We start from the raw sequence: 24,823 nt of genomic DNA on the forward strand, positions 1-24,823 counted from the left end.
ATTTTTAAGAAAGTAACGCCGAAACAAAGCTTGTTTTAATGTATTACAGACTAAATGACGGTCTAGGTAACGACTCGTTTGCCTAGCTTTTCGATATTATGAAAGTTGATATTCCCCCATAAAATCGTTCAGGTAGAGCATTGATTTTATTAAAGCTTTTTAAATTTGATGTTTTTGTAAAATCAAATACTTATAGTTTGCTTTATGTTTTTATTACGATGTTTTTTTGGATTATTTACCACTCTTACAAATTGCTGACAACTGCAACAGGATAGCAAAGAGACCATTTTATCCCAGCTAAAGCCAAAAATTGCTAAGAAAATCGCTCTATCTTCTTAGCTCATACATTGCTACTAAAACTATTTAAAGCAAAAGTTCAAAACGTCCGAAACTATACCGAATAAAAACAACCATTAAAGTTTACTTTTTTTAATAGATTGTCTGCTATTGAGAATATAATTCCCCCCCCAGCAGTCAAGGGCTAAATCCAAAAGACTAATTAGCAGCACAAAGACCATATCTACTGATGCTCAAACCTTCTCTGAGCACATCACCGTCGTCCGAATCAACACCAAACTGAAAGCCGCCTGCTATATCACTCGTCCAGTAGTTGCGGTCGGCAAAATCTGCATTGGAGTAATGAAGCATATCGCCCCACTCAGTAAAAAAGCCCGCGCCAATTCGACGCTGATAATGATTACCAGATGACGATGGCATGGCACTGGCAGAACCTTGACACCAGAGACCTGACCATTTACCCGAACAAACCGCATTAGTTAAATCCCTTACCTGTGGAAAACGATAACCTAAATGACTACACCAAGAAGCTTGTTTAGAAACGTCAGTCGCTCGAGATCCACGATTAACGAACCATTGCTTCAACACAAACCCATACTTGACAACCACACTACCTTGACTATCTCTACCCACTAACTCGAATGTTTGAGGCAAGATTGGCTTGCTAAGTGGACTTGGGGAATCTGAGCTTTTTTGGTTATCACTTGCCCTAGGACCCGTTAGCGTAACGCGCATTACCTCTACTGAATGATTGGATATCCAATTATCGCCGGCATTTGGTAACGTCCTTGTCACAGTAGCTGTTATTCCCCCATGTGTAACAGGAGTCCAAGTCAACTGACTACCTCCACCTATGTCTAAATCAAAGTACAAACCATCTGCACCTGTTGTCGGAAAATTTAATTCGTAAAATGTTGGATTAGTTGATTGAACTAGAAATCCTTTAGTTGGATTCCAAATATTAGCTGGACCAGCGTAATCACCTGCACCATAGGTTAGATTTGGTCTTACATGACAGATTTTAGGAGGTAAATTTGGGCTGATGTAGTACGCAACCGATTGACCGTGGAAATAGTTTGTATTCGGTATACCATACTGTGTTTTTAAAATCCCCTCTGTACTATTTAATATCAGCTTATAAGGTGCTTTACAAATATCTAAAATATCACGACGACTAGCAGTATTGCCATTTTTGTCAGTAAACGAAGCAGATAGACTCCCTGTTGCAGTTACACCATTTATTTCCTGACCATCACCATCATCATCGCCCCAATAATGATAAGTGTTCACTATATCATTTAAACTGACTGAATCAACTGATGAGGGAATCAACATGTGAATATCACTTAAAGTACTTCCTTTAGGTAAAGTTATTGGATTTGTTACGCTTGATGTATTGGTTGATGGAGTAACTATTGTTCCATCCAATAGAGTGATATTCAATAAATCATCGGTTGTGATCGCTTTAGTTTTACCACCATCAAATGTTAAATATGGTGCACTACCTTGTATAACATTACTAGTATGCGCAGTTAATGCCTGCAAATTAGGCGAATACGGCAATAACAACAATGGCACTAATACCAACGTTTTTTTTGCAGATAATTGTATGGATAATTTCGATGCTAAAAATGAAGTAAGTGTAAAAACTCGTCTAACGTGGTTATTTAATAAATTTAAGACATAGGTTTGCCAGTGCTGGTGTCTGGTGTCTGGTGTTGATAAGTATACTGCATAACATCCCTTTTGTAAAGTAATATATTGTTTTATTTTATTTTTTTAACGATCTATAATCTATAAAATATAGCTGAATTAATTCTAATTTTTAAAATTATAATGTTTAAAAAAAATTTGGCTACATTTTTAACTAAAAATTTTGTAAAGATTTATTAAGATACTTGATTTTTTTGGATTTGCTGAGTTTCGATCGTTTTTATCTTGTGATAAAACACACTCGGCTCAATAAAACAGAGTATTATAAAAAAAATGAAAAATAGAAGAATTAAATTCCATTAACTCTTTTCCTTCATCAGGATGTGCTGTCACCTAAGCGAAATTAGCACGCCAAATAATAATATTTGGTAAATTATTGATATAAATGTTATTTCTTTCACGAAAAACTAAAATTTAAACACAGATTTTTATCTGTACTATTTCAATCAATTACGCCATAATGTTATAAAAATAACAGTGCTTGGCTATATTTGTTATTTTTATAACAGCCCTATTTATTTACAGACTAACAATATTTAATTAAACATTATTACAAAGACATTTTAAGGATCTCGTTATGAGTTATGCAAAGTATATCGATCATACTTTACTTGCGATGAACGCAACAAAAGACCAAATCACTAAACTTTGTGAAGAAGCTAAACAATACCATTTTTATTCAGTTTGTGTAAATTCAGGCTATGTTCCTTTAGTGGCTAGTTTACTAAAAGGTAGCGATGTAAAAGTGTGTTCAGTCGTTGGCTTTCCTTTAGGTGCAATGCTAACTAGCGCTAAAGCCTTTGAAACCGAAATGGCGGTTAAAGCAGGTGCGCAAGAAATCGATATGGTTATCAATGTGGGTTGGTTAAAAAGCAATGATTGGGATGCGGTTAAACAAGATATTGAGGCGGTATTTAATGCTTGTGGTGCTGTGCCATTAAAAGTGATTTTAGAAACTTGTTTATTAACTAAAGACGAAATTGTTAAAGTCTGTGAAATCTGTAAGCAAATCGGCGTTGCTTTTGTTAAAACCTCAACAGGGTTTAGTGTATCTGGCGCAACGGTTGAGGATGTTAAGTTGATGCGTGATACCGTTGGCAATGAGATGGGCGTTAAGGCATCGGGCGGTATTCGTGATCGTCAAACGGCTGAAAAAATGGTTCAAGCGGGGGCTTCGCGTTTAGGGGCTAGTGCTGGTATTGCGATTGTTTCTGGTGATGCAACTTCGACCAGTGATTATTAATCAATGATATCAATTAATAAGCTACTTATGTAGCTTGTTATTATTGATTTATGGGATCAGCATGGAAACACAATCACAAAAAAGAGTGAATGATCTTATTCAACTTTTAAAAAAAACAGATAAGATTCATTTAAAACAAGCCGCTAAGTTGTTGGCTATTTCAGAAATGACTATTCGCCGAGATTTGAGCAATGTTGGTTGTTCCCTAAGTGTTTTGGGTGGCTATGTTGTTAGTGATGCTCGTCATCAAATTACCCCGTATTTTTTGTCAGACCAACAAGATAAACAGGTTTATGAAAAACAATATATTGCCAATATAGCTAGTAAATGCATTGTAGAAAACGATACCGTTTTTTTTGATTGTGGTACCTCTATTCCTTTTATTATTGATGCCATTGATGATGATGTGGCATTTACTGCGATCTGTTATTCATTCAACGCATTTTTAGCATTACAAAATAAATCTAATTGTAAGACAATTTTATGTGGAGGTCATTATCAGGCTAATAATGCGATTTTTAGCGCTATTGGACAGCATAGTGGATTAAATTCGATTTGCCCAAATAAAGCATTTATTTCGGCCGCAGGGATTGATATTGAACAAGGTGCAACTTGTTATCATTTTGATGAACTTGATATGAAATTGCAGGCTATAAAAAAATCAGGTCAAAATATTTTGATTGCCGATCATACTAAATTTAATCAAGTTAAACCGGCTTTTATTGGTGAGTTAACTCTGTTTAATCAAATTATTACAGATAAAGTGCCAACCAAGGAATTTATTAATTTTTTAGCTAATCATAATATAGATTTAATGTATTAATATGAAAAATATCACAATTTTAGGTTCGACAGGTTCAATTGGTTGCAGTACGCTAGCGGTTATTGCTCAAAATCCACATCTATTTAAAGCTTATGCTTTAGTAGGAGGTAATAATGTTGCCAAAATGACTGAGCAATGTCTGGCTTTTAAGCCTAAATACGTTGCCATGGCAACAGCGCAAGCTGAGATGGCATTAAGAGCAAATCTTGCCAATCTAAAATTGGATATTGAAGTGTTAAGTGGTGAACAAGCCATTTGCGAATTAACGCAGTTGCCCGAGGTCGATCAAGTGATGGCCGCAATCGTTGGAGCCGCAGGATTAAAACCAACTCTTGCTGCGATTAAAAAAGGTAAGCGTATTTTGTTGGCCAATAAAGAATCGCTAGTAACCTGTGGACATTTATTTATGCAAGCGGTTAAAGAGTATGGTGCTGAGTTGTTGCCGGTAGATAGCGAACATAACGCTATTTTTCAAAGTTTACCAACGACGGTACAGCATGATTTAGGTTTTGCTAACCTTGCTGAGCATGGTATTACTAAAATCGTGTTAACAGGTTCTGGCGGACCATTTCGTGATTGGGATTTAGCTAAACTGGCACATGTCACCCCCGAGCAAGCGGTTGCTCACCCTAATTGGTCGATGGGTAAAAAAATATCTGTCGATTCGGCAACGATGATGAATAAAGGGCTGGAATATATTGAAGCTCGTTGGTTATTTAATGCCAGTGCCGACGAAATGGAAATTATTATTCATCCGCAATCAATTATCCATTCAATGGTACGTTATCAAGATGGTAGTGTGGTGGCTGAACTTGGTGTGCCTGATATGTGCACGCCAATTGCTTATGCCATGTCTTACCCCGATCGTGTGCCATCAAGCGTACCGCCTTTAGATTTTACGCAAATTTCGTCGTTAACCTTTAAACAACCTGACTTTGGTCGTTATCCATGTTTAAAATTGGCAATAGATGCCTTTAATCAAGGGCAAGCGGCTACCACAGCGCTCAATGCCGCCAATGAAGTTGCGGTTGAAGCATTTTTGCAACATAAAATTGGTTTTATGGATATTGCTAAAAATGTATCAAAAGTATTAGATCAATTGGCTTTCCCTGAGCCATCGACGATTGATGATGTTTTTATGATAGATCAGTGGGCAAGATCACAATGTAGTCGGTATTAAATGCTATTTGATTTTATAAACAGTAATTTAACTAAATAGTTGAGTTATTAAATAGTTAAATTACTGAGTAGTTAAGTTATTGAGTGGTAAAGGGCAGTCAATCATAATTATATTTTGAAACTATTGTATTCAATCTTGCTGCCCTATTAGTAAGTTTTTACTATTTTTATTATGCCATTTGTTTTGCTGTTAATGTTGGATTATCGCTAATAAATGATTGTAAAAATGTACTATCAGGTAGTGCAGTTAATGCGCCTTTTTTGGTTGTAGCTAAGGCTCCACAAGCACTGGCAATGGTCATCATGCTTTCTAACATCAGTTTATCCTCAGGCATGCCTGAGGATGCAATACTGCTGAGTAATCCTGCGACAAAAGCATCACCTGCACCAGTTGTATCAACACTATTTACATGGTACGAATCAAACGAAAATGTTTTACCTTGCCATAATACAATGCTGCCATCTTTACCTTTGGTAATTAATTTTAATGGTGCTTCATAGTGTTGTTGTAGTTTATTTAATGCTTCACTCCAATCATTGCTTTGAGTTAACCAAAATAGTTCTTCGTCTGATAGTTTGAGGATATCAGCATCATGACAAAATTGGGTAATGGTGGTGCGCATTTCGTCTTTATTGGCCCACATCTGTTCGCGCAAGTTAACATCAAAGCTGATTAGGCCATTTTTAGCGGTAAGCTGTTCAATCGCAGTTTTAAGTGTTTGACGGCAGGTGTGGCCAACTAGCGCCAAAGAGCAAAAGTGTAAAATATCTTGGTTAAAATTAGGAATTGCTTGCTGAGATAAAAATTGATCAGCTGAAGGTGAAACCAAAAAAGTAAAACTACGTTCACCGTTTTTTCCTAAATCAACAACCACAGTACTTGTTCGATGATGTTCATCTTTTTCAAGGCTTTGACAATCAACGTTATATTGGCGGAATGTGGTTTCCATAAAATCACCAAAAGGGTCATTACCAACACGACCAATAAACGCTGAAGGCAGCCCTAATTTTGCAATACCAATTGCAACATTTGCAGGTGCGCCACCAGCACATGCTTTATAATTCATATCACCAAATGGCAATAAATCAATAACGGCATCCCCAAGGGACCAAACTTTAGTATTATTCATTTTTTAACTCGATTATAGTTAGTTACTGCGGTAATCTAGTATAGAGACAGATTACTTGAGTTTTTTGAAATATGTCATCTTTTTACTTTTTAGTAAAGTCATTAATAGTTAATCTGTTGTTGAATTTATAATAGTCATTTTTTAAAAGTCCGCCATAGACTAAATCATTTGACAAAAAATTCATTGTTAACGTTAAAAATATGTGACTATCATCACATATTTTATCGCTAATTTCATTAACAGTTAACGTTAACAATTAAATTAAGATACTATTAAATAAAGGTATCTAATATTGGATAAAAAAGGGGTTTTTATGTCTACTGCTATTGATAAAGCCAATCTAGCTGTTAAAAATTTAGAAAAAGTAATGAATAAACAATATTATCCACATTTTCATTTAGCTCCACCAGCTGGTTGGATGAATGATCCTAACGGTTTGATTTACTTTAAAGGTCAATATCATGCCTTTTATCAGCATCATCCTTATGATGAAAATTGGGGACCAATGCATTGGGGACATGTTGTTAGTGATGATTTAGTCACATGGCGAAGGTTGCCAATAGCTATTGCTCCCGATCAAGAATTTGATAAGTCAGGTTGTTTTTCTGGATCGGCCGTAGATAATAATGGTAAGTTATGCTTAATTTATACTGGTCATATTTGGTTGAGTGGCCAAGGTTATGATGAACAGATTCGACAAAGCCAATGTCTTGCAACTAGTAAAGATGGCATTCATTTTGAAAAGCAAGGCACAGTACTTACCCCTCAAGACGGAGTGATGCACTTTCGCGATCCTAAAGTGTGGCAACAAGATGGTAAATGGTGGATGGTTGTTGGTCAAAGAACGCCAAATAATGTTGGTCAAGTTTTACTATTTAGATCTGATGATTTAAATGAATGGCAATTGGATCATGTTGTAGTGAGTGATATCGATCCTGATGTTTATATGCTTGAATGTCCTGACTTTTTTCCACTTGGTGATAAATGGGTTTTGATGTTTTCACCACAAGGGTTGAAAGCAAAAGGTTATCAGTATCGTAATCAATTCCAATCAGGCTATATAGTAGGTAATTGGCAACCTGGGCAGCAATTTTCAATAGTTAAACCTTTTCAAGAAATGGATTTTGGACACGATTTTTATGCACCGCAATCATTTCTTGCCGCTGATGGACGTCGTATTATTTTTGCTTGGATGGATATGTGGCAGTCAGCCATGCCAAGCAAAAAAGATAAATGGGCAGGCGCATTTACACTTCCTCGTGAACTGATTTTAGATCAAGATAATAAAGTCAGAAATCGCCCAGTAAAAGAACTTGAAGCATTGCGCGAAAAGCCAAAATCATTTGATGAAATAACACTTAATAGTGAAATTAAAAATACCAATATTGAGTCAATTTGTTGTGAACTTTGTGTTGAATTTGATCTAAAAGAAAGTGATGCTGAGCGTTTTGGTTTGCAACTTGCTGCCACTGAAAATGGTAAACAAGCAACATTACTATATGTTGATTTACAATCTAATCGTATTGTTCTTGATCGTAGTTTATCTGGTCTTGAATTAACTGGTTATCGTAGCGTACCATTACCAGAAAGCCAAAAATTAACTTTACATGTGTATGTTGATGCTTCATCTGTAGAAGTATTTGTTAATGGTGATTTATATAGCCTTTCAAGCCGTATCTATCCAAAATTACCAGCGGAGCGAGTAGTTAATTTATTTGCTGAAAATGGTAGCGCCAAAATAACCAAATTAGATAGCTGGCAGTTAAAATCTATTTATGCGTAATTGATGATTGAATTGATCGCCATTTGGCGGTCAATTTATTTAAGTAAGTTATAATGAATTCCTTTCTAAATAAGGTGATGCTACCTGTATTATCTGTTTTTGGTTTTTGTTATTAATTATATGTAAAGCTGCTTGTTCTCCAATCTCATAATGAGGCAATTGCACTGTTGTCAGTGGTGGATAAAATAGTTCACCAGTACCTACCATGTTATCGTAACCTAATACAGCTACATCAGAAGGAATATGAAGTCCTTGACCGAGTAAATATTGATAAGCAACAAAAGCTATTCGATCATTACCACAAATTAATACATCAAAATCGGGTTTTTTATTACAATGCTGTTTGAGTATATCAACCGTCATCATATATTCTTGAGCAAGATCATCTGATAAAGTTGAGGTATGGTAACTAGTAATCTCATTTAAATTGTAACCGGCATCTAACCACGCTTGCTCAACAGCTTTACGTCTAGTTTTTCCTGCTAATGTGGTTTCTGATAAATAGATGCATAATGGTTTTTTATAGCCTTTCTTTATTACTTGTTGCATGGCTTGATATTGACCCAAATAGTCATTTGGAATGTAGCAAGCTAGTTGTTTTGAATCACTTATACAGTTGGCTAATACAACATTTTTATCTAATAACTTTTCAGGAAGTTCAACTTTTCTTAATCCCATTGTGGTATAGATAATACCGTTAGGGCGATATGATAGCAGGGTGTTTATTGCATGATCGGGATCTTTATCATCAAATAAATTAACGATAAAGGTATTCCAGCCATGATCTTGTGCGGTCTTTTCTATGGCTTGTAGTAATTCTACCGAAAATGGCGTCATTGCTGTTTCTAATGCCAAAACACCAATTGCACTTGGTCCTGACTTATCACCACGAATCTTCCTTGCCGATAAGTCAGGTACGTAATTAAGGTGCTCAATAGCTTGTTTAACGCGTTTGTAAGTTTCTTTATTTAATTTTTCAGGGTTATTTATTGCGCGTGAAACCGTCATCAATGAAACAGATGCTAGCTTTGCAACATCCTTAAGTGAAGCCATAATTAAATCCTTTTGTTTAACAAGATAAAAATGATTATCAGCCATTACTATGCATGATGATACCACAAATAGAAATGATAAAAAGTGTGAGGTAAGTAACATTTATGATAATTGGTTCTATCTATTTAGTATCAAATATGACAATAATGTTAACATTAACATGTTAACGTTAAACTTCATCGGTTTTCAACAATATAAGAGTAATAAACATGAATATGATAAAAAATAGAAACTATTGGTTCTCGTCTGGTTACCTTATTACTTTTTATGCTGCGTGGTCGCTGTGGTGGTCCTTTTACGCAATTTGGCTAAAAAGTAAAATTGACTTATCCGGTGAGCAGTTAGGTATTGTTTATGCGGCTAATTCTGCCGCAGCCATGTTTTTCATGATTTTCTATGGCATTATCCAAGATAAATTACAAATAGGTAAAGCCGTAGTGACCTTCCAAAGTATTATCATGGTCCTTATTGGCCCTTTTTTAATTTATGTGTATGAGCCTTTATTAAAAAATGATTTTATTTGGGGTGTTTGTATCGGTGCACCAGTTTTAAGTGCTAGCTTTATTTCGGGCAGTGCTTTGATTGACTCTTTTATTGAACGTATTAGTCGATTATTTGGCTTTGAATTTGGTCCTGCTCGTTTTTGGGGATCATTTGGTTATGCTGCTGCAACGTTTGTTGCCGGTATTTTATTTGGTATTGATCCTCATATTAACTTTTGGATGGCGTCGGGTGTTGCGGTTATCTTTTTCACCATTAATATAGTATTTAAGCCAAAACAATATCATGCATCACCAACTGAAAATAACGATACTGCTTTAGTAGAAAAAACAACGACTATACCAACAATGGGCGAAATTTTATCGCTGTTTGGTTTGCAAAAATTTTGGTTGTTTGTGTTGTTTGTTATTGGTACTTATAGTTTTTATACTATCTATGATCAGCAGTTATTTCCTAATTTTTATACTGGTTTTTTTGAAAAACCAGAAGATGGCTATCAAGTTTACGGTTATTTAAATTCCTTCCAAGTCTTTTTAGAAGCAACTTGTATGATTATTGCTCCTTATTTTATTAACAAAATGGGAGCTAAAAAATCGCTATTAGTTGCTGCACTAGTTATGATTTGCCGAATTGCATTATCTGCAACGTTAGATAATATTTATCTGATATCATTCGTTAAGTTATTTCATGCAATTGAAATTCCATTATTTATTTTGGCAATGTTTAAATATATTGTAGGTAATTTTGATGCTCGGTTATCTGCTACACTTTATTTAGTTGGTTTTAATATTTCATCAAATCTTGGCGTTATTGTGTTGTCATGGTTTGTGGGTAAATTATTTGATAATACAGGATATGCGACAACATTTTATGTGCTTGCAGGTGTTGTTTTGATTACTTCAATAATAGCTATATTTACTTTAAGTGACGAGAAAAAAGCAAAACAACAATAATTTTAAATTAGCCCTTATAATTATAAATATGGAAACATATTGTTTCCATATTGATGTTAAATCAATACAATCCTTGCTTCTAAGGAAAGTTTGCGAAACAATATTAGCAATTTTAGATAATATGTATAGGGACTTGTAGTGAACGATGTAAAAGTAGTTGTTAAACCCGAGATGTTATGGAAAACCATTCGACAAGAAGCCTCTGAGTTAGTTGAAAGCGAGCCGATGTTAGCTAGTTATTTCCATGCAACTTTACTCAATCATGAAGATCTGGGGAGTGCTTTAAGCTATATTTTAGCTAATAAGCTTGTTTCTCAGGTTATGCCCGCTATTGAAATTCGTGAAATTGCCCGTCAGGCTTATCAAGCGGACCAAAATATTATTCAGTCAGCTATATGCGATATCATGGCTGTTTATATTCGCGATCCAGCCACTAATTACTATTCAACACCACTTCTTTATTACAAAGGATTTTTATCCTTGCAAGCTTATCGAATTGCACATTGGCTTTGGAAGGAAAACCGTAAATCATTGGCTATTTTTTTACAAAGCCAAATTGCGATTGTATTTGGTGTTGATATTCACCCTGCGGCAAAAATTGGCTGTGGAGTAATGTTTGATCACGCAACAGGTATTGTGATTGGAGAAACAGTGGTAATTGAAAATGATGTTTCTATTTTACAATCGGTTACATTAGGCGGAACGGGTAAAGAAAATGGTGATCGCCATCCAAAAATTCGTGAAGGGGTGATGATTGGAGCTCATTCAACGATTTTAGGTAATATTGAAATAGGCAAAGGTGCTAAAATTGGAGCTGGCTCTGTTGTGTTAGATCCCGTACCTCAGCATACAACCGTTGCAGGTGTACCAGCCAAAGTGGTGGGTTGCCCTGATTGCGAAAAACCAGCATTAAATATGGATCAAGATATTTAATTGTTATTAGATAATAAAAAACTCCGTTGATAAACACAGACGGAGTTTTTAATAATTGATTGGCTACTTATTGTTAAGATTTACATCCATTGTTGGGTATGGAATATTAATATTATTTTCAGTTAATCCATTTTTGATATTTTCAAGCAGCTCACCTTTTACCGCGCCATAATTTTCGTTTAATGTCCAAACTAACACATTAAAATTCATCGAGGACGCATCTAAAACATCTAATCGAATGGTAGGCTCTTTGGATGTTAATATATTATTAGTTTTATCAACTGCTTGCTTTAACACTTGATAGACTTTTTGAATATCTGAATCATAACCAACATTAACCACCAAATCTAAACGTCTTTCTGGTAAGCGAGTATAGTTGATAATATTAGCACTTACTACTTGGCTGTTAGGAATTATAACTAGTTCGTTGGTTGGTGTAACAATAGATGTTGAGAAAATTTGTATAGAATCAATAATACCTTGCTGACTATTGATTATTACCGTTTCACCAACTTTAAATGGGCGAAAAATAATTAAAATCACTCCAGCCGCAAAGTTAGATAGTGAACCTTGTAACGCTAAACCAACAGCTAAGCCAGCCGCACCAATCACTGCAACAATGGATGCTGTTTGTACTCCTAATTGACCTAAAACAGCAACCAATGTCATTACAATAGTCGCATAGTATGCTAATGCACTAACAAATTTAACAACAGTTGGATCAACGTGTCGATTTGATAATATTCTTTTTAATTGGTTGCTAATAAATCTAGCGATAGTTCTACCAATCACAAAAATAACAATGGCAAAGCAGAAATGAGCAATATAGCTAAAAACAACCCCATCATATTTTTCGATAAATGAAAGGGTATAATTTAAGAAACCTTCAAAATTCATATTATTATCCTCAGTAATGGGTAATAGAAATTTTTTTTAAAGTATTTTAATTCACAATTGGCTAAACAAGTTGTTTGATTAATAAAGACCAACGTGTATCAAAATTAGTTGTTGGTAGATATTTAAAACCTGAACGAGAATAACGTGCCATCATTCCCTCGCAAAAAGCTAATAATTGGCTAGATAAAATGCGTTCATCAGTTATGAAGGCAACACCTTCACGAATTTTTCGCTCGCGTAAAACTTGTTTAATTTGAGTTTCAATTCGTTCAAATAGCTGGCTAATACGTTCTTGTAACTGATCTTGCTCAAACATTAATGCGTGCCCAGTCATAATTCTGGTTAATCCTGGGTTCTTTTCAGAAAATCCTAATATCAAAGCAAGAATAAGTTGTAACCGAGTAAATGTATTTGGCTCTTCATGCATGATCACATTTATACGGGATAACAAGATATCTTCAATATAGACAATTAAACTTTCAAACATTTTTGTTTTACTTGGAAAATGTCGATATAAAGCTGCTTCAGAAACACCTACTGTTGCAGCTAATTTAGCTGTAGTTATTCTTTGAGTGCCTTCATTAGATTCAAGCATTTTTGCCAATGCTTGTAAGATATCTTCTTTGCGATTTCTATTTTTGCTACTCACGATCATTTTTTACCCGAATGTCCAAAACCACCTTCGCCTCGTGCTGATTCAACAAATTCATCAACAATGTTAAATTCGGCTTGTACAACCGGAACAATGATTAGTTGGGCAATTCGATCGCCTGCTTCAATCACAAAAGGAGTTTGGCTTCGATTCCAAACAGGAACAAATAGTTGTCCTTGATAATCTGAATCAATCAAACCCACCAAATTACCAAGTACAATACCATTTTTTGAACCAAGCCCTGAACGCGGTAACACTAATGCCGCTAAACTAGGATCAGCAATATGCATTGATAAACCAGTCGGGGTTAGGATAGTTTCTCCTGGTTTTATTTCGGTTGTTTTATCAAACATTGCTCTTAAATCAATGCCTGCAGATCCTTCAGTTGCATAAGTAGGCAGAGGAAATTCGTTACCTAAACGTTTGTCTAATACTTTTATATCAATTTTTCTTTTCATCATGACTCGCTTTATATCGTGTTATAACAGTTTGAAGTAACTGTGTTGCTAATTGGTTTTTACTGCTTAATGGTAACGTTTGCTCACCATTTTGCCAATACAGTGTTAATGCATTTTGATCGGAATTAAAGCCAATGGTTTTATCAGAAACATCATTAGCACAAATTAAATCTAAGTTTTTTGCGGTTAATTTTTTTAGTGCATAAGCTTTAACATCATTAGTTTCAGCGGAAAATCCTACCACAAAAGGGCGATGTGTTTTTAGCGCTGCGACACTTGCTACAATATCGGGATTTTTAACTAATTCAATCACAAGTTCATCGTTATCGCCCGTTTTTTTAATTTTTTGTGTCGCAATTGTTTTAGCATGATAGTCGGCAACAGCGGCACAAGAAATAAAAATATTTGATTTTTTAGCGTGATTCATTGCTTCATCGTACATCTGTTTAGCGCTTTTAACGTCAATTCGGTTGACATTACTCGGCGTATGTAAATGAACCGGTCCACTAATTAATGTGACATTGGCACCCATTTGAGCAGCGGCGTTTGCAATTGCAAATCCCATTTTTCCTGAACTGTAATTACTAATATAACGAACTGGATCGATTTCTTCGATTGTTGGTCCTGCCGTAATGGTAATTGATATATCTGAAAGCACTGAGGTTGATTTAAAATAGTGGGTTATTTCTTCAACAATAGTGAGCGGCTCAAGCATACGTCCTGGTCCAACATCACCGCAGGCTTGAAAACCACTGTCTGGACCTAAAATTAAGGTATTTCTTGACGCTAATACAGATAAATTATGTTGAGTTGCGGCGGCTTTATACATTTGTTGATTCATCGCCGGAGCAATGGCAATTGGCGAAGATGTTGCTAAACAAATTGTTGATAACAAATCATCGGCAATACCATTTGCCATTTTAGCAATAATATTGGCGGTTGCAGGCGCAATTAATACTAAATCAGCCCATTTGGCAAGTTCAATATGACTCATAGAAAGCTCGGCCGATGGATCAAAGAGATCGCTAGAAACCTGATTGCCAGAAACAGCTTGAAGCGTCATTTTAGTGACAAAATGGCTAGCAGAATCAGTCAAAACAACACGCACTTGTGCGCCACATTTTTTTAAATGACGAACCAGATCAGGGCATTTATAAGCAGCAATGCCGCCAGTAATTCCTAATAAGATACGTTTACCTGTTAGACTCATAAGCCAGCTTCCTTCCTACCAAAATGAAAGCGTTATATTACCACAATTAAGTTAGATAATAAGTAGCTCTTTCGCATTGGCTAATGTTGCGTCTGTAATTTTATCGCCGCCTAATAATCTCGCTAACTCGTTTAATCGCCCATTTTCGTTTAATTTTTGCATATCTGTAGTGGTTTTTTTACCATTAGTTTGTTTACTAACAAAATAGTGTTGGTTAGCTTGTCCTGCAACTTGTGGTAAATGAGTAACGGTAATTACTTGAGTTGATTGTCCAAGCTGCCTTAATAGTTGCCCCACTTTTGCGGCGGTTGGACCGCTGATCCCAACATCGATTTCATCAAAGATTAGAGCTGGCGTATCCATTTTTTGAGCAGTTAACACCTGAATTGCCAAAGCAATACGCGACAACTCACCGCCTGAAACAACTTTAGCCAGAGGTTGGGGACTTTGTCCTACATTAGTACTAACTAAAAAAGTGACTTGATCAGCACCATCTTCATTTAATCGATTTTCGTCAAAAGAAATATCGATACTAAATTGTCCATTAGGCATAGATAATTCATGCATAATAGTGGTTACTTTTTTAGCTAATGTTTTGCTTATCGTTAACCTTTTTTGATGCAATTTTGTAGCAATTTCAACAGCGATTTGATGGTATTTAGTAATATCATTTTTAAGTTGTTCACTTTGTTCATCTTGCTGATTAATTTGTTTAAATTCAGCTAACAAAGTTTGATGTAAATCTGGCAATTCTTCGGGCGAGACATGATGTTTACGCGCCAAAGCAATTTGTTTAGATAACCGCTGTTCTAGTTGCATAACTCGAGCAGGATCAAGCTCTAAACGTTCGCTATAATGACGAAGCTCATCGCTTGCTTCTTTAATTTGAATAGATGCCTCTTCCAACATGTTATAAACATTATTTAACGTAGGATCGAGCGAGGTTAGTTCTTGAACACTATTTTTCACACTGCTTAGTAAATTACTAACGTTATAGTCGTCTGCCTCGTCTAACAACATGACAGATTGCTGGCTTAGATTAATTAACTGTTCGCTATTAGATAACCGTTTGTACTCTTCATCAATTTGTTGAAACTCCCCTTCAATGGGCGAAAATTCATTTAGTTCTTTTAATTGATATTGCAAAAGCTGCATATGCGCATCACGCTCTTGCCTTGTTGTTTCGTATTGTTGGTAAGCCCGTGTTGCCTCTTTCCATTGCCTATAGGCTTGATGCATTTGAGCAAGTAGTGTTGATTCATTCATATAATGATTTAACAACAACTGCTGATAATCACTGCGTAACAGGCGTTGATGCTCATGTTGCCCATGAATTTGAATCAACATTTGCCCCAAATCTTTTAATTGCGAAATAGGAACAGCTCGACCATTAATAAACGCTTTAGAACGCCCATCTTGATTAATTACTCGTCGCAAAATGCACTCATTGCCCTCATCAAGTTGGTTTTCGCGTAACCAAGCAAAAGCCGCTGGCGTATCATCAAGCACAAAACAAGCCGAAATATCAACACGATCAGCCCCATGCCGAATAGATGAAGCATCAGAACGATTTCCTAAACATAATCCCAATGCATCAATAGCAATCGACTTCCCTGCTCCTGTTTCCCCCGTAATAGCGGTCATCCCAGTAGTAAAGTCGACAAGAAGTTGATCTACAATAGCAAAATTATTAATAGTTAGTTGAGTTATCATAATAAATTAATACATAAGGCTAGTTATAATATTGGCAGTATAGCAGTAAAAACACTGTAAATAAATACAGTTTTTTTGTTTTTTGAGATGTTATTTGTGAGAGTGTTCACAATCCGTATACATATGTTGTTCTAATTGTGTTAGCTCATATAAAAACCAATCAAAATTGGTGTATAACTTCTTCGCAATGAAACCATTTTTATCATTTCCCCCATTAACTGCCTCACAGCCATAATAATTCTCAGCTCTTGGACTAATAATAAAGAGCGTTTTATATTGAATAAATAAAATATTGACCGTTAATTGATGTTGTAATAGATTAAAAAGATTGTTTTTTACTCACTTTTCTTTAGTTGTTAATTAAAAATTATGCCTATAAGGTAAATCTATAGAAATAAGCATTATTGAATATTTTGTTAGAAATAATTATATCTTTGCTCAAAAAAATAATTTGATGTTACATAAGGATCAAAAATAGTGAAAATTTTAAAAATAAAACGAATCGAGAATTTTGGAATTTTTCGAAATTTTGAATGGGATAATGAATTAGCTTATCTACAAGATAATAAAACAGAAATATATAATTTTAAAAAGATTAATATTTTTTATGGTAGAAATTATTCTGGGAAAACTAGTCTTTCTAAAATAATTAGATCATTAGAAACTAAAAACATCTCTAGCAAATATGAAAATCCTGAGTTTGAAATTTGCTTAGAAAATAATAAAACCATTAAACAATCTGAGCTTGATTCCTTTTCTTATCCAATTTATGTTTATAACTCTGATTTTGTTAAGGAAAACTTAAAGTTTATTTATGATGATTCACAATATATTGAATCATTTTCAGTTACTTTAGGCGACGAAAACCAAAAAGTTTTGAATCGTATTCAAGAATTAAACGATAAGCTTGGCACAGATAAACAAGATGCTGAAACTGGTATATATTTATCCATTAAAAAAAAACAAAAAGATTTGAATAAGGCAACGGATGTTTGTTCCGATAAGCAAAAAGAACTCGATAAATTACTTTCAGATAGAGCTACAAAAAGTGAAGATTCTATAAGAAAACAACCTGAAAAATATGGTGATCAAAATTATACTATTACAAAACTAAAAGGAAAAGATATACCTAAGGTTTTAAAATCAACTTATAAATCATTAGATAAAAACCAAAAATATTCATATGAAAAACTTATTTTACAAGTAGAAAAAGAAACTCCTAATAAGATCCCTTCGTTTGTAATCAATTACCAAACGATAATTAAATCAGTTAAAGAGATACTTAACACTCAAATTGGAAAATCGAGAAAAATAGAGGAATTGGTTAATAATGGTCATCTCAATAAATGGGTTGAAGAGGGTATGCATTACCATGAAAAAAGAAATATGTGCGCTTTTTGCTCAAATAGTATTTCTACCAAGCGTTTAGAGGCTCTACGTAATCACTTTGATGAAGAGTCAACAAAATTGAAAAAACGTATTATAAAAGGTATCGAATATTTAGAAAAAGAAAAAGCTTCTATGACTGTTAATATTGATGTAAATGCTTTTTATGAAAATTTTCATCCTGAGTTAAATGAATTAAAAACAGAACTTTCAAGACTTTTACAAAACCAAATCCAATCATCAGATATTCTTATATCTTACTTAACGAAAAAGCAAGAACAGTTATTTAGTGTGTTGGAATTTTCACCCCCAGCGGATTATTCTGAGGCAATAACAAAAAAACTAGAACAGATTGAAAACATTAGACAAAAGCATATTGAATTAACAGCCAATTTAAATCATCAAAAAAAAATAGCGAAAGATCATCTACGCTTAAATAATGTTTATAATTTTTTAAAAGATATCAATTATAGCGATAAATTAGCTGAGATAGAAAAGCTTAAGACTGCTATTCCACCATTAGAAAGTGAATTGCAATCATACATAAAAGAAAAGGATCGTATTCTCAACGAAATTAAGTTAGAAGAAAATAAACTGAAATCTGAACAAGAGGCTTGTAATCGTATTAATAAAATACTACAACATGATTTTGGTCATAACGCTTTGAGTCTAGAAGCAAAAGAACTAGATGATCCTCAAAATAAAATTATCAAATTTGAAATTAAACGAAATGGTATTAAAGCACATAATTTAAGTGAAGGGGAGTGTAGTCTTATAGCCTTTTGTTATTTTTTAGCAAAAATCCAAGATGATCTTGAGCAAGATAAAAACCCAATTATTTGGATAGATGATCCAATTTGTAGTTTAGATAGTAACCATATATTCTTTATTTTTTCTTTAATTCAGGAAAGAATTTGTAAAAATAAAAAATATAAGCAATTATTTATTTCAACTCATAGCTTAGAATTTTTAAAGTATTTAAAAAAGCTTGAAGGAATTGATAAAGATTGTAAAAAAGAAGAGAAGAGAAATAGTAGTTATTATTTAATTGAACGAAATGATCATATTTCGACAATAAAACGTATGCCTTTATACTTGAGTAAATTTGTAACGGAATTTAATTTTTTATTTGAAAAAATCTATAAATGTGCAACAGTGAAAAGTATTGATGATAGTAATTATGATTTATTTTATAACTTTGGTAATCATGCTCGTAAATTTTTAGAAATTTATACTTTTTACAAATTTCCATCTCCATCTTATGGAACAACCCAAGTACTGAAAAGTTTTTGGGGTGATGATCTTTATGTATTTATGACCAATAGAGTGCATAACGAATATTCTCATCTGTGTGGCGTTTTAGAAAGAGGAGGGATTATTATAGATCAACCTGAAATGCAAAAATCAGCCATCGCAATAATAAAAAAAGTTCAAGAAGATATAAACCAATATAATGCATTGTTAGAAAGTATTGATATTAAGATATCAAACGATTCTTTGTATCCAAAAGAAGTAGAAGTATAAAAGTGATTATAATTTAAGCGCCTATTTTATAGGCACTTAAAATTAGTACTTCTATAAATTTAAGACTATTCAGCTTCCTCTGCTTTATTCCATAATTCCTAAAAAACTAACTTAAAAAATTACGCTATAGAAAAAATACTGGGGTAATCAGTTTTATGAGAATAAGCTAATATCGTTTTATAACTCAATAACACATGTATATATCATCTTTACCTTCAATATAGCATTGCTATGCTCAATTATTTATTCACTGTATGGTATAGAAATACCTCTTGTAAACCACCCTCTTCAAATCGGTACAAAACGCCTCATAAATAATCATCACCACTAATTACAATAACTTTTACACCAACCCCACTTATTCTTCTTTTATCCCAAATTACACAGGAGTATAATTTATACACTTCTTATTATAATTATGGAAAACCCAGTATGTTTAGAAATAAAACAAATCGTCAAGTCATTATTTGGACAACAATCATTGGTGGTTTTATTAGTGCTTTAGTTAAGTGGGGATCCGAGGTTAATATGCCTCCTCGTGTCCCGGGTGAAATTTCGCCTCCAGCGGCACATATTGATGCATGGCTTGGTTGGTTAGGGATTGATTCTCATTCACTTGATTATATTTATCAAACAGCAACTGTTTCTGGTGCGGTAACGCTTTATCACTGGTTATTCAGTTTTGCTTTTGCCTTTGTTTATGTGGCTGGTGCATATTATTGCAACAAAATCCGACTATGGTATGGCGCAGTTTATGGCACGATTATTACTATCTCTATGCATGGTTTTTTAATTCCATTACTTGGCTTTCGTCATCCTGCTTATGATGCCGAAGGTACTGTTGGTTGGTTATGGAATTTAAATGGCTATGAACTTTGGAGCGAAATTTTGGGTCATATCTATTGGGGCGTTTCAATTGAAATTTGTATGATTGCCGTTCTTGCTCATTTTTCAAGACCTATTCGTGGCGAGTGGCGTCAATAATTTAAGTTAAATCACTTAATACTAAATCCTACTATTTAGCTATAGTGGGATTTTTTATTTTATCAGTTATAGTTAAAAACTATATTAACCAATAAAAAACTAGAATTATTCAATATCTGTTTTTTTTGTTATCTTCTTTATCACTAAAAAAAGTCGATAAAAAGGAAATAAAAATGAATACTGCTGTTATTGGATATCCTCGAGTTGGTAAGCTTCGTGAACTTAAATTTGCAACAGAAGCCTATTTTAAAGGTAATAAAACACAAGCTGAATTATTAAACGAAGCTAAAGCGCTACGAGCTGAGCATTTAAAACAACAAGCGGCTCAAAAAATTGCCTTTATTTCATCTAATGATTTTTCATTCTATGATGCGGTGTTAGATACAGCGTGTTTACTTAATGTTATTCCAAAACGTTACCAAGATTTAGGTTTACCTGAACTTGACCGTTATTTTGCGATGGCACGTGGTTATCAGGGTGAAAAAGGCGATGTGCGAGCACTCGCTATGAAAAAATGGTTTAACACCAATTACCACTATTTAGTACCTGAAATTGAAGATTCAGTACAAATTAAGTTAACAGGTACTAAACCTTTTGACGAATATCAAGAAGCTAAAGCGTTAGGTGTACAAACCAAGCCGGTTGTGATTGGTGCATTAACCTTTTTTAAATTAGCGCAGTATTTAAGTAAAAAACAGCTTGTTGATTTTAAAGCCGATATTATTAAAGCTTATCAAGACATCATCCAAAAATTCACAACACTTGGTGCTGAGTGGATCCAAATTGATGAACCTATTTTAGTCACTGACCTAAATAAAGACGATATCGCTTTATTTACCGAACTTTATCAAGCGATTTTATCGGTAAAAGGACAAACTAAGATTGTTTTACAAACTTATTTTGGTGATGTACGTGATTGTTATAAAGAACTTGTCGCTTTACCTTTTGATGGTATTGGTCTTGATTTTGTTGAAGGTAAACAATCATTAGCTTTACTTGAAAACAATGGTTTCCCTGCCGATAAAGTGTTATTTGCTGGTGTGGTAAATGGAAAAAATATCTGGAAAAACAATTACCAAAAAACCTTAGCATTACTTGGTAAAATCAAACAAAAAGCCGCAAATATTGTAATCAATACTTCTTGCTCATTACTGCATGTACCTTATACATTGCAAAATGAGACCAAATTAACTATTCAACAACGTGCTTATTTTGCTTTTGCACAAGAAAAGCTACAAGAACTTGCTGAACTTGGTCAATTATTTAAGGATGCAAATCCTGAAAATAATGCTGCTTATAAAGCTAACCAAACATTATTTACTCGTGAGCGCGAAGGTGCAAACCAAGCGGTACGCCAAAAAGTGGCCGCATTAAAAGATTCGGACTTTACTCGTTTACCTGAATTTTCAGTGCGTGAAGCAGCGCAGAAAAAGGCCTTTAATTTGCCACTATTACCAACAACCACTATTGGATCATTCCCACAAACACCTGATGTACGTTTAAATCGTGCTAAATTCAAAAAAGGTGAAATTTGCCTGAACGAATACACTGAGTTTAATCAACAAAAAATTGCGCAGTGTATTAAATTACAAGAAGAAATTGGCATTGATGTGTTAGTACATGGTGAATTTGAACGTAATGACATGGTCGAATATTTTGGCGAAAGCTTAAATGGCTTTGTGTTTACTGAAAAAGCATGGGTGCAATCTTATGGTACTCGTTGCGTTAAGCCACCAATTGTTTGGGGTGATATTTCACGCTCAAAACCGATTACTGTTGCATATTCAAAATATGCACAAAGCCTGACAGACAAACCAGTTAAAGGTATGTTAACAGGACCTGTGACTATTCTAAATTGGTCGTTCCCACGAGAAGATATTTCTCAAAAAGAATCGGTATTCCAAATAGCATTAGCAATTGGTGATGAAGTATTAGATCTTGAAGCAGCGGGTATTAAGATCATTCAAATTGACGAAGCGGCATTAAAAGAAAAATTACCACTACGTAAAGCAGATTGGAACAGTGAATACCTTGATTGGGCGATCCCTGCGTTTAGATTGGTACATAGCAAAGTGCAAGCAGATACGCAAATCCACACCCATATGTGTTATAGCGAATTTGCTGACATTATTAAAGATATTGATGCAATGGACGCTGATGTTATTTCGTTCGAGGCTTCTCGCTCTAATTTGCAGTTGATTGACGTACTTAATGCAAACAACTTCAAAACTGAAGTAGGACCAGGGGTTTATGACATCCATTCACCACGTGTACCACCAGTAGCCGAAATCAAAGCAACGATTGAAAAGTTACTAGCGAAGATTGATAACCAAAAATTGTGGATCAACCCAGATTGCGGTTTAAAAACTCGTGGCGAAAAAGAAGTGGTTGAAAGCTTACAACATTTAGTACAAGCCACTTTAGAAGTAAGAAAAACACTGAACTAAGTACTATTTTTACAAAGTCGTTGAGTTTTTTATTAACAAATCAGGCTTTGTTCATAGCCTTACGTTTCCGCCGCCTATTTGGGCGGCGGAAGTGTCAATAAAGGAAATGAGTGACATAACCAATGGATGAAACAAATGAAAACAAATCTACTATTTAATAAAAAAACCGTATTCTCCTTTGAGGTTTTTCCCCCTAAAAAAACCTCACCACTAGAAACAATTTATAGTACATTGCGTGAACTTGGTTATTTTAAACCTGATTTTATCAGTGTCACTTATGGTGCAGGTGGTAGCTTAAATGGTCAAACCACCATTGATATTGCCCACTCAGTCAAACACACTTATGGCATTGAAAGCGTCGCTCACTTGCCAGGGATCAATTTTGATAAAGCTGAAATGCAAAAAATCCTACATGATCTTAAATGTGCAGGAATTGATAATGTGCTCGCTTTGCGTGGTGACATCAGCCCGAATGTGCAACCTAAAGATGACTTTCGCTTTGCCAGCGAACTGGTGACATTCATTAAAGAAAACGGTGATTTTAACGTGATTGGTGCATGCTATCCCGAAGGACACCTTGAAGCAGCAACACTAAAACAAGATCTGATCCACCTAAAAGAAAAAGTCAATGCAGGTACCGATCAACTTATTTCACAGCTATTTTTTGATAATGACTATTTTTATACATTTTTAGATAAAGCTCGCGATATTGGCATTAATGTTCCAATAGAAGCAGGCATCATGCCAGTGACCAATAAAAACCAAATTGAGCGTATGGTATCGATGTGTGGGGTGAATTTACCTAAAAAATTCAAACAAATGATGGAAAAATACGAACACCACCCAGAAGCATTTCGTGATGCCGGTATTGCTTACGCAATCGATCAGATTGTTGATTTGGTTTCGCAAGATGTCGATGGCATTCACTTATACACCATGAACAATAGCTACATAGCAAGACGCATTAGCGAAGCAGTATCTACATTGCTAGCGGTGCCAAAATCGGAATAGTGATGGTATAAAAATAGTAATGGTATAAAGATAAAGTGTGATGTTTGGAGTACTGTGGAGTTGTTACGGACTAGCTAAAATTGGTTGCGGGGGCTGGATTTGAACCAACGACCTTCGGGTTATGAGCCCGACGAGCTACCAAGCTGCTCCACCCCGCGTCAAAGAAGTGGCTATATTATAGCAATAAAATAATAAAGCAATACCTATTTAGCTTAAACGCCACATTTTTAAACATTCTTGAGGGGATCTAGATTATTTTCTTACATAAACACAAATTCACTTGAAAGTTTTTAACAAAAATTTTAGTCTCCTTCAAAACCAAAGACAGCAAAATCCAACTACACTGAAAATAGCAATAATTTTATAACCATAGGATTTTAATAAAAAATCAAGGTAAAAACTTAAATAAAATCAATGCTCTACCTGAACAATTTTGATAAGTAACACACTGATTTTTTTACATCAGTATTTCAGTACACTCAGATAAATAAACAAAAGCCATTAACATTAATATAATGATTAACAAATATCGAGGAGTGATCAACATAATGCTACTATTTGATTATCTAAAATCTACAGATATTGAATTAATCAATACTAAATTAAAAAAAGTTGCTATGACAAACTTAAAACATATTCTTAATGATCACTACACAGAATTAGAACTTAATACTAAACAAGAGACCCAAACACTTACTTTTCATGAAAGCTTAAGTGTGATTTTAACGGGAGATTATAATGAACCTGTTTTTCAAATGTGTTTAAAAATTTATAAAGATGAAATGTATCTTGGTTATTATCACTATTTAACAACATTAGACCTTACCTTTGTTGATGAATTCTTTGTTATCAGATAACCAATAAAAGCACGTTGTTTTGCATTTTATATTGAAATGCTTAAATATAGAAAAACGCCGAATTGTTTGCACTTCA

The 24,823-nt window shown here is 34.3% G+C and carries 19 protein-coding genes and 1 tRNA gene; 11 read left to right on the forward strand and 9 right to left on the reverse strand.

Features of this window, described 5'->3' with window-relative positions:
- Positions 1 to 495: 495 nt before the first annotated feature.
- Complete coding sequence (locus B9N71_RS05195; protein WP_143422037.1) at positions 496 to 1,875, reverse strand: hypothetical protein; 1,380 nt, start codon at positions 1,873 to 1,875, stop codon at positions 496 to 498.
- 712 nt (positions 1,876 to 2,587) lie between these two features.
- Here B9N71_RS05195 and deoC point away from each other — a divergent pair.
- The 3 genes from deoC (at position 2,588) to ispC (ending at position 5,256) form a co-directional block, all read left to right on the forward strand.
- The gene (gene deoC, locus B9N71_RS05200; RefSeq protein ID WP_085164593.1) at positions 2,588 to 3,253 is read left to right on the forward strand and encodes a deoxyribose-phosphate aldolase; all 666 of its coding nucleotides are present in this window, start codon (positions 2,588 to 2,590) and stop codon (positions 3,251 to 3,253) included.
- Between the two features lie 61 nt (positions 3,254 to 3,314).
- Positions 3,315 to 4,076, forward strand: coding sequence for a DNA-binding transcriptional repressor DeoR (gene deoR, locus B9N71_RS05205; RefSeq protein ID WP_085164595.1), 762 nt, complete (start codon positions 3,315 to 3,317; stop codon positions 4,074 to 4,076).
- Between the two features lies 1 nt (position 4,077).
- Entirely contained in the window at positions 4,078 to 5,256 is a 1,179-nt protein-coding gene (gene ispC / locus B9N71_RS05210) for a 1-deoxy-D-xylulose-5-phosphate reductoisomerase (protein ID WP_085164598.1), read from the forward strand.
- 169 nt (positions 5,257 to 5,425) lie between these two features.
- On the opposite strand, the gene B9N71_RS05215 is transcribed toward ispC, so the two are convergent.
- Positions 5,426 to 6,385: a PfkB family carbohydrate kinase gene (locus B9N71_RS05215; RefSeq protein ID WP_085164610.1), complete on the reverse strand. Its 960-nt coding sequence runs from the start codon at positions 6,383 to 6,385 to the stop codon at positions 5,426 to 5,428.
- A gap of 313 nt (positions 6,386 to 6,698) precedes the next feature.
- Here B9N71_RS05215 and B9N71_RS05220 point away from each other — a divergent pair, with 313 nt between their 5' ends.
- On the forward strand, positions 6,699 to 8,168 hold the full coding sequence (locus B9N71_RS05220) for a glycoside hydrolase family 32 protein (protein ID WP_085164612.1): 1,470 nt from the start codon (positions 6,699 to 6,701) through the stop codon (positions 8,166 to 8,168).
- A 48-nt stretch (positions 8,169 to 8,216) separates the two neighbouring features.
- Here the strand turns inward: B9N71_RS05220 and B9N71_RS05225 are convergent, their stop codons facing one another.
- Positions 8,217 to 9,221, reverse strand: a complete 1,005-nt coding sequence (locus B9N71_RS05225) for a LacI family DNA-binding transcriptional regulator (RefSeq protein ID WP_034909633.1) — start codon at positions 9,219 to 9,221, stop codon at positions 8,217 to 8,219.
- A gap of 209 nt (positions 9,222 to 9,430) precedes the next feature.
- Between B9N71_RS05225 and B9N71_RS05235 the strand changes: the two genes are divergently transcribed.
- Both B9N71_RS05235 and cysE read left to right on the forward strand, forming a co-directional pair.
- Positions 9,431 to 10,675 carry an oligosaccharide MFS transporter gene (locus tag B9N71_RS05235; protein ID WP_085164616.1) on the forward strand — a complete coding sequence of 415 codons (1,245 nt, stop codon included), beginning with the start codon at positions 9,431 to 9,433 and terminating at the stop codon, positions 10,673 to 10,675.
- 171 nt (positions 10,676 to 10,846) lie between these two features.
- A complete protein-coding gene (gene cysE, locus B9N71_RS05240) occupies positions 10,847 to 11,608 on the forward strand; it encodes a serine O-acetyltransferase (RefSeq protein ID WP_034909630.1) in 762 nt (253 codons plus the stop codon).
- 63 nt (positions 11,609 to 11,671) lie between these two features.
- Here the strand turns inward: cysE and B9N71_RS05245 are convergent, their stop codons facing one another.
- From B9N71_RS05245 to recN, 5 genes are all read right to left on the reverse strand, one after another.
- Positions 11,672 to 12,505: a mechanosensitive ion channel domain-containing protein gene (locus tag B9N71_RS05245; RefSeq protein WP_085164619.1), complete on the reverse strand. Its 834-nt coding sequence runs from the start codon at positions 12,503 to 12,505 to the stop codon at positions 11,672 to 11,674.
- Positions 12,506 to 12,566: 61 nt separating this feature from the next.
- Entirely contained in the window at positions 12,567 to 13,160 is a 594-nt protein-coding gene (slmA, locus tag B9N71_RS05250; RefSeq protein WP_034909580.1) for a nucleoid occlusion factor SlmA, read from the reverse strand.
- On the reverse strand, positions 13,157 to 13,615 hold the full coding sequence (gene dut, locus B9N71_RS05255) for a dUTP diphosphatase (RefSeq protein WP_034909576.1): 459 nt from the start codon (positions 13,613 to 13,615) through the stop codon (positions 13,157 to 13,159). The genes slmA and dut overlap by 4 nt, the downstream gene beginning before the upstream one ends.
- Positions 13,599 to 14,825 carry a bifunctional phosphopantothenoylcysteine decarboxylase/phosphopantothenate--cysteine ligase CoaBC gene (gene coaBC, locus B9N71_RS05260; protein WP_065561282.1) on the reverse strand — a complete coding sequence of 409 codons (1,227 nt, stop codon included), beginning with the start codon at positions 14,823 to 14,825 and terminating at the stop codon, positions 13,599 to 13,601. Before coaBC ends, dut begins: the two co-directional genes overlap by 17 nt.
- A gap of 51 nt (positions 14,826 to 14,876) precedes the next feature.
- Positions 14,877 to 16,538, reverse strand: a complete 1,662-nt coding sequence (gene recN / locus B9N71_RS05265; RefSeq protein ID WP_085164621.1) for a DNA repair protein RecN — start codon at positions 16,536 to 16,538, stop codon at positions 14,877 to 14,879.
- Between the two features lie 477 nt (positions 16,539 to 17,015).
- Between recN and B9N71_RS05270 the strand changes: the two genes are divergently transcribed.
- The 4 genes from B9N71_RS05270 to metF all read left to right on the forward strand — a co-directional run bounded on the left by B9N71_RS05270 (position 17,016) and on the right by metF (position 23,890).
- On the forward strand, positions 17,016 to 19,448 hold the full coding sequence (locus tag B9N71_RS05270) for an AAA family ATPase (RefSeq protein WP_167370058.1): 2,433 nt from the start codon (positions 17,016 to 17,018) through the stop codon (positions 19,446 to 19,448).
- Positions 19,449 to 19,880: 432 nt separating this feature from the next.
- Positions 19,881 to 20,432, forward strand: coding sequence for a YagU family protein (locus B9N71_RS05275; RefSeq protein WP_085164625.1), 552 nt, complete (start codon positions 19,881 to 19,883; stop codon positions 20,430 to 20,432).
- 173 nt (positions 20,433 to 20,605) lie between these two features.
- Positions 20,606 to 22,879, forward strand: coding sequence for a 5-methyltetrahydropteroyltriglutamate--homocysteine S-methyltransferase (gene metE / locus B9N71_RS05280; RefSeq protein ID WP_085164627.1), 2,274 nt, complete (start codon positions 20,606 to 20,608; stop codon positions 22,877 to 22,879).
- A gap of 135 nt (positions 22,880 to 23,014) precedes the next feature.
- Positions 23,015 to 23,890 (forward strand): methylenetetrahydrofolate reductase [NAD(P)H], encoded by an 876-nt coding sequence (gene metF, locus B9N71_RS05285; protein ID WP_085164636.1) that lies wholly within the window; start codon positions 23,015 to 23,017, stop codon positions 23,888 to 23,890.
- A gap of 81 nt (positions 23,891 to 23,971) precedes the next feature.
- Here metF and B9N71_RS05290 read toward each other — a convergent pair.
- Positions 23,972 to 24,048, reverse strand: a tRNA-Met gene (locus tag B9N71_RS05290).
- A 390-nt stretch (positions 24,049 to 24,438) separates the two neighbouring features.
- Between B9N71_RS05290 and B9N71_RS05295 the strand changes: the two genes are divergently transcribed.
- On the forward strand, positions 24,439 to 24,747 hold the full coding sequence (locus tag B9N71_RS05295) for a hypothetical protein (protein ID WP_065590221.1): 309 nt from the start codon (positions 24,439 to 24,441) through the stop codon (positions 24,745 to 24,747).
- Positions 24,748 to 24,823: the final 76 nt, after the last annotated feature.

Origin of the sequence: Gilliamella bombi, assembly GCF_900103255.1 — a bacterium.
Classification (GTDB): Bacteria; Pseudomonadota; Gammaproteobacteria; order Enterobacterales; family Orbaceae; genus Gilliamella; species Gilliamella bombi.

Excerpts from the sequence above, each read along its gene's own strand:
- deoC (WP_085164593.1), top strand. The coding sequence starts at position 2,588 with ATGAGTTATGCAAAGTATATCGATCATACTTTACTTGCGATGAACGCA.
- recN (WP_085164621.1), bottom strand. The coding sequence starts at position 16,538 with ATGATAACTCAACTAACTATTAATAATTTTGCTATTGTAGATCAACTT.
- B9N71_RS05220 (WP_085164612.1), top strand. The coding sequence starts at position 6,699 with ATGTCTACTGCTATTGATAAAGCCAATCTAGCTGTTAAAAATTTAGAA.
- metF (WP_085164636.1), top strand. The coding sequence starts at position 23,015 with ATGAAAACAAATCTACTATTTAATAAAAAAACCGTATTCTCCTTTGAG.
- dut (WP_034909576.1), bottom strand. The coding sequence starts at position 13,615 with ATGAAAAGAAAAATTGATATAAAAGTATTAGACAAACGTTTAGGTAAC.
- B9N71_RS05215 (WP_085164610.1), bottom strand. The coding sequence starts at position 6,385 with ATGAATAATACTAAAGTTTGGTCCCTTGGGGATGCCGTTATTGATTTA.
- B9N71_RS05225 (WP_034909633.1), bottom strand. The coding sequence starts at position 9,221 with ATGGCTTCACTTAAGGATGTTGCAAAGCTAGCATCTGTTTCATTGATG.
- B9N71_RS05245 (WP_085164619.1), bottom strand. The coding sequence starts at position 12,505 with ATGAATTTTGAAGGTTTCTTAAATTATACCCTTTCATTTATCGAAAAA.
- B9N71_RS05275 (WP_085164625.1), top strand. The coding sequence starts at position 19,881 with ATGTTTAGAAATAAAACAAATCGTCAAGTCATTATTTGGACAACAATC.
- cysE (WP_034909630.1), top strand. The coding sequence starts at position 10,847 with ATGTTATGGAAAACCATTCGACAAGAAGCCTCTGAGTTAGTTGAAAGC.
- B9N71_RS05295 (WP_065590221.1), top strand. The coding sequence starts at position 24,439 with ATGCTACTATTTGATTATCTAAAATCTACAGATATTGAATTAATCAAT.
- ispC (WP_085164598.1), top strand. The coding sequence starts at position 4,078 with ATGAAAAATATCACAATTTTAGGTTCGACAGGTTCAATTGGTTGCAGT.
- B9N71_RS05235 (WP_085164616.1), top strand. The coding sequence starts at position 9,431 with ATGAATATGATAAAAAATAGAAACTATTGGTTCTCGTCTGGTTACCTT.
- slmA (WP_034909580.1), bottom strand. The coding sequence starts at position 13,160 with ATGATCGTGAGTAGCAAAAATAGAAATCGCAAAGAAGATATCTTACAA.
- coaBC (WP_065561282.1), bottom strand. The coding sequence starts at position 14,825 with ATGAGTCTAACAGGTAAACGTATCTTATTAGGAATTACTGGCGGCATT.
- metE (WP_085164627.1), top strand. The coding sequence starts at position 20,606 with ATGAATACTGCTGTTATTGGATATCCTCGAGTTGGTAAGCTTCGTGAA.
- deoR (WP_085164595.1), top strand. The coding sequence starts at position 3,315 with ATGGAAACACAATCACAAAAAAGAGTGAATGATCTTATTCAACTTTTA.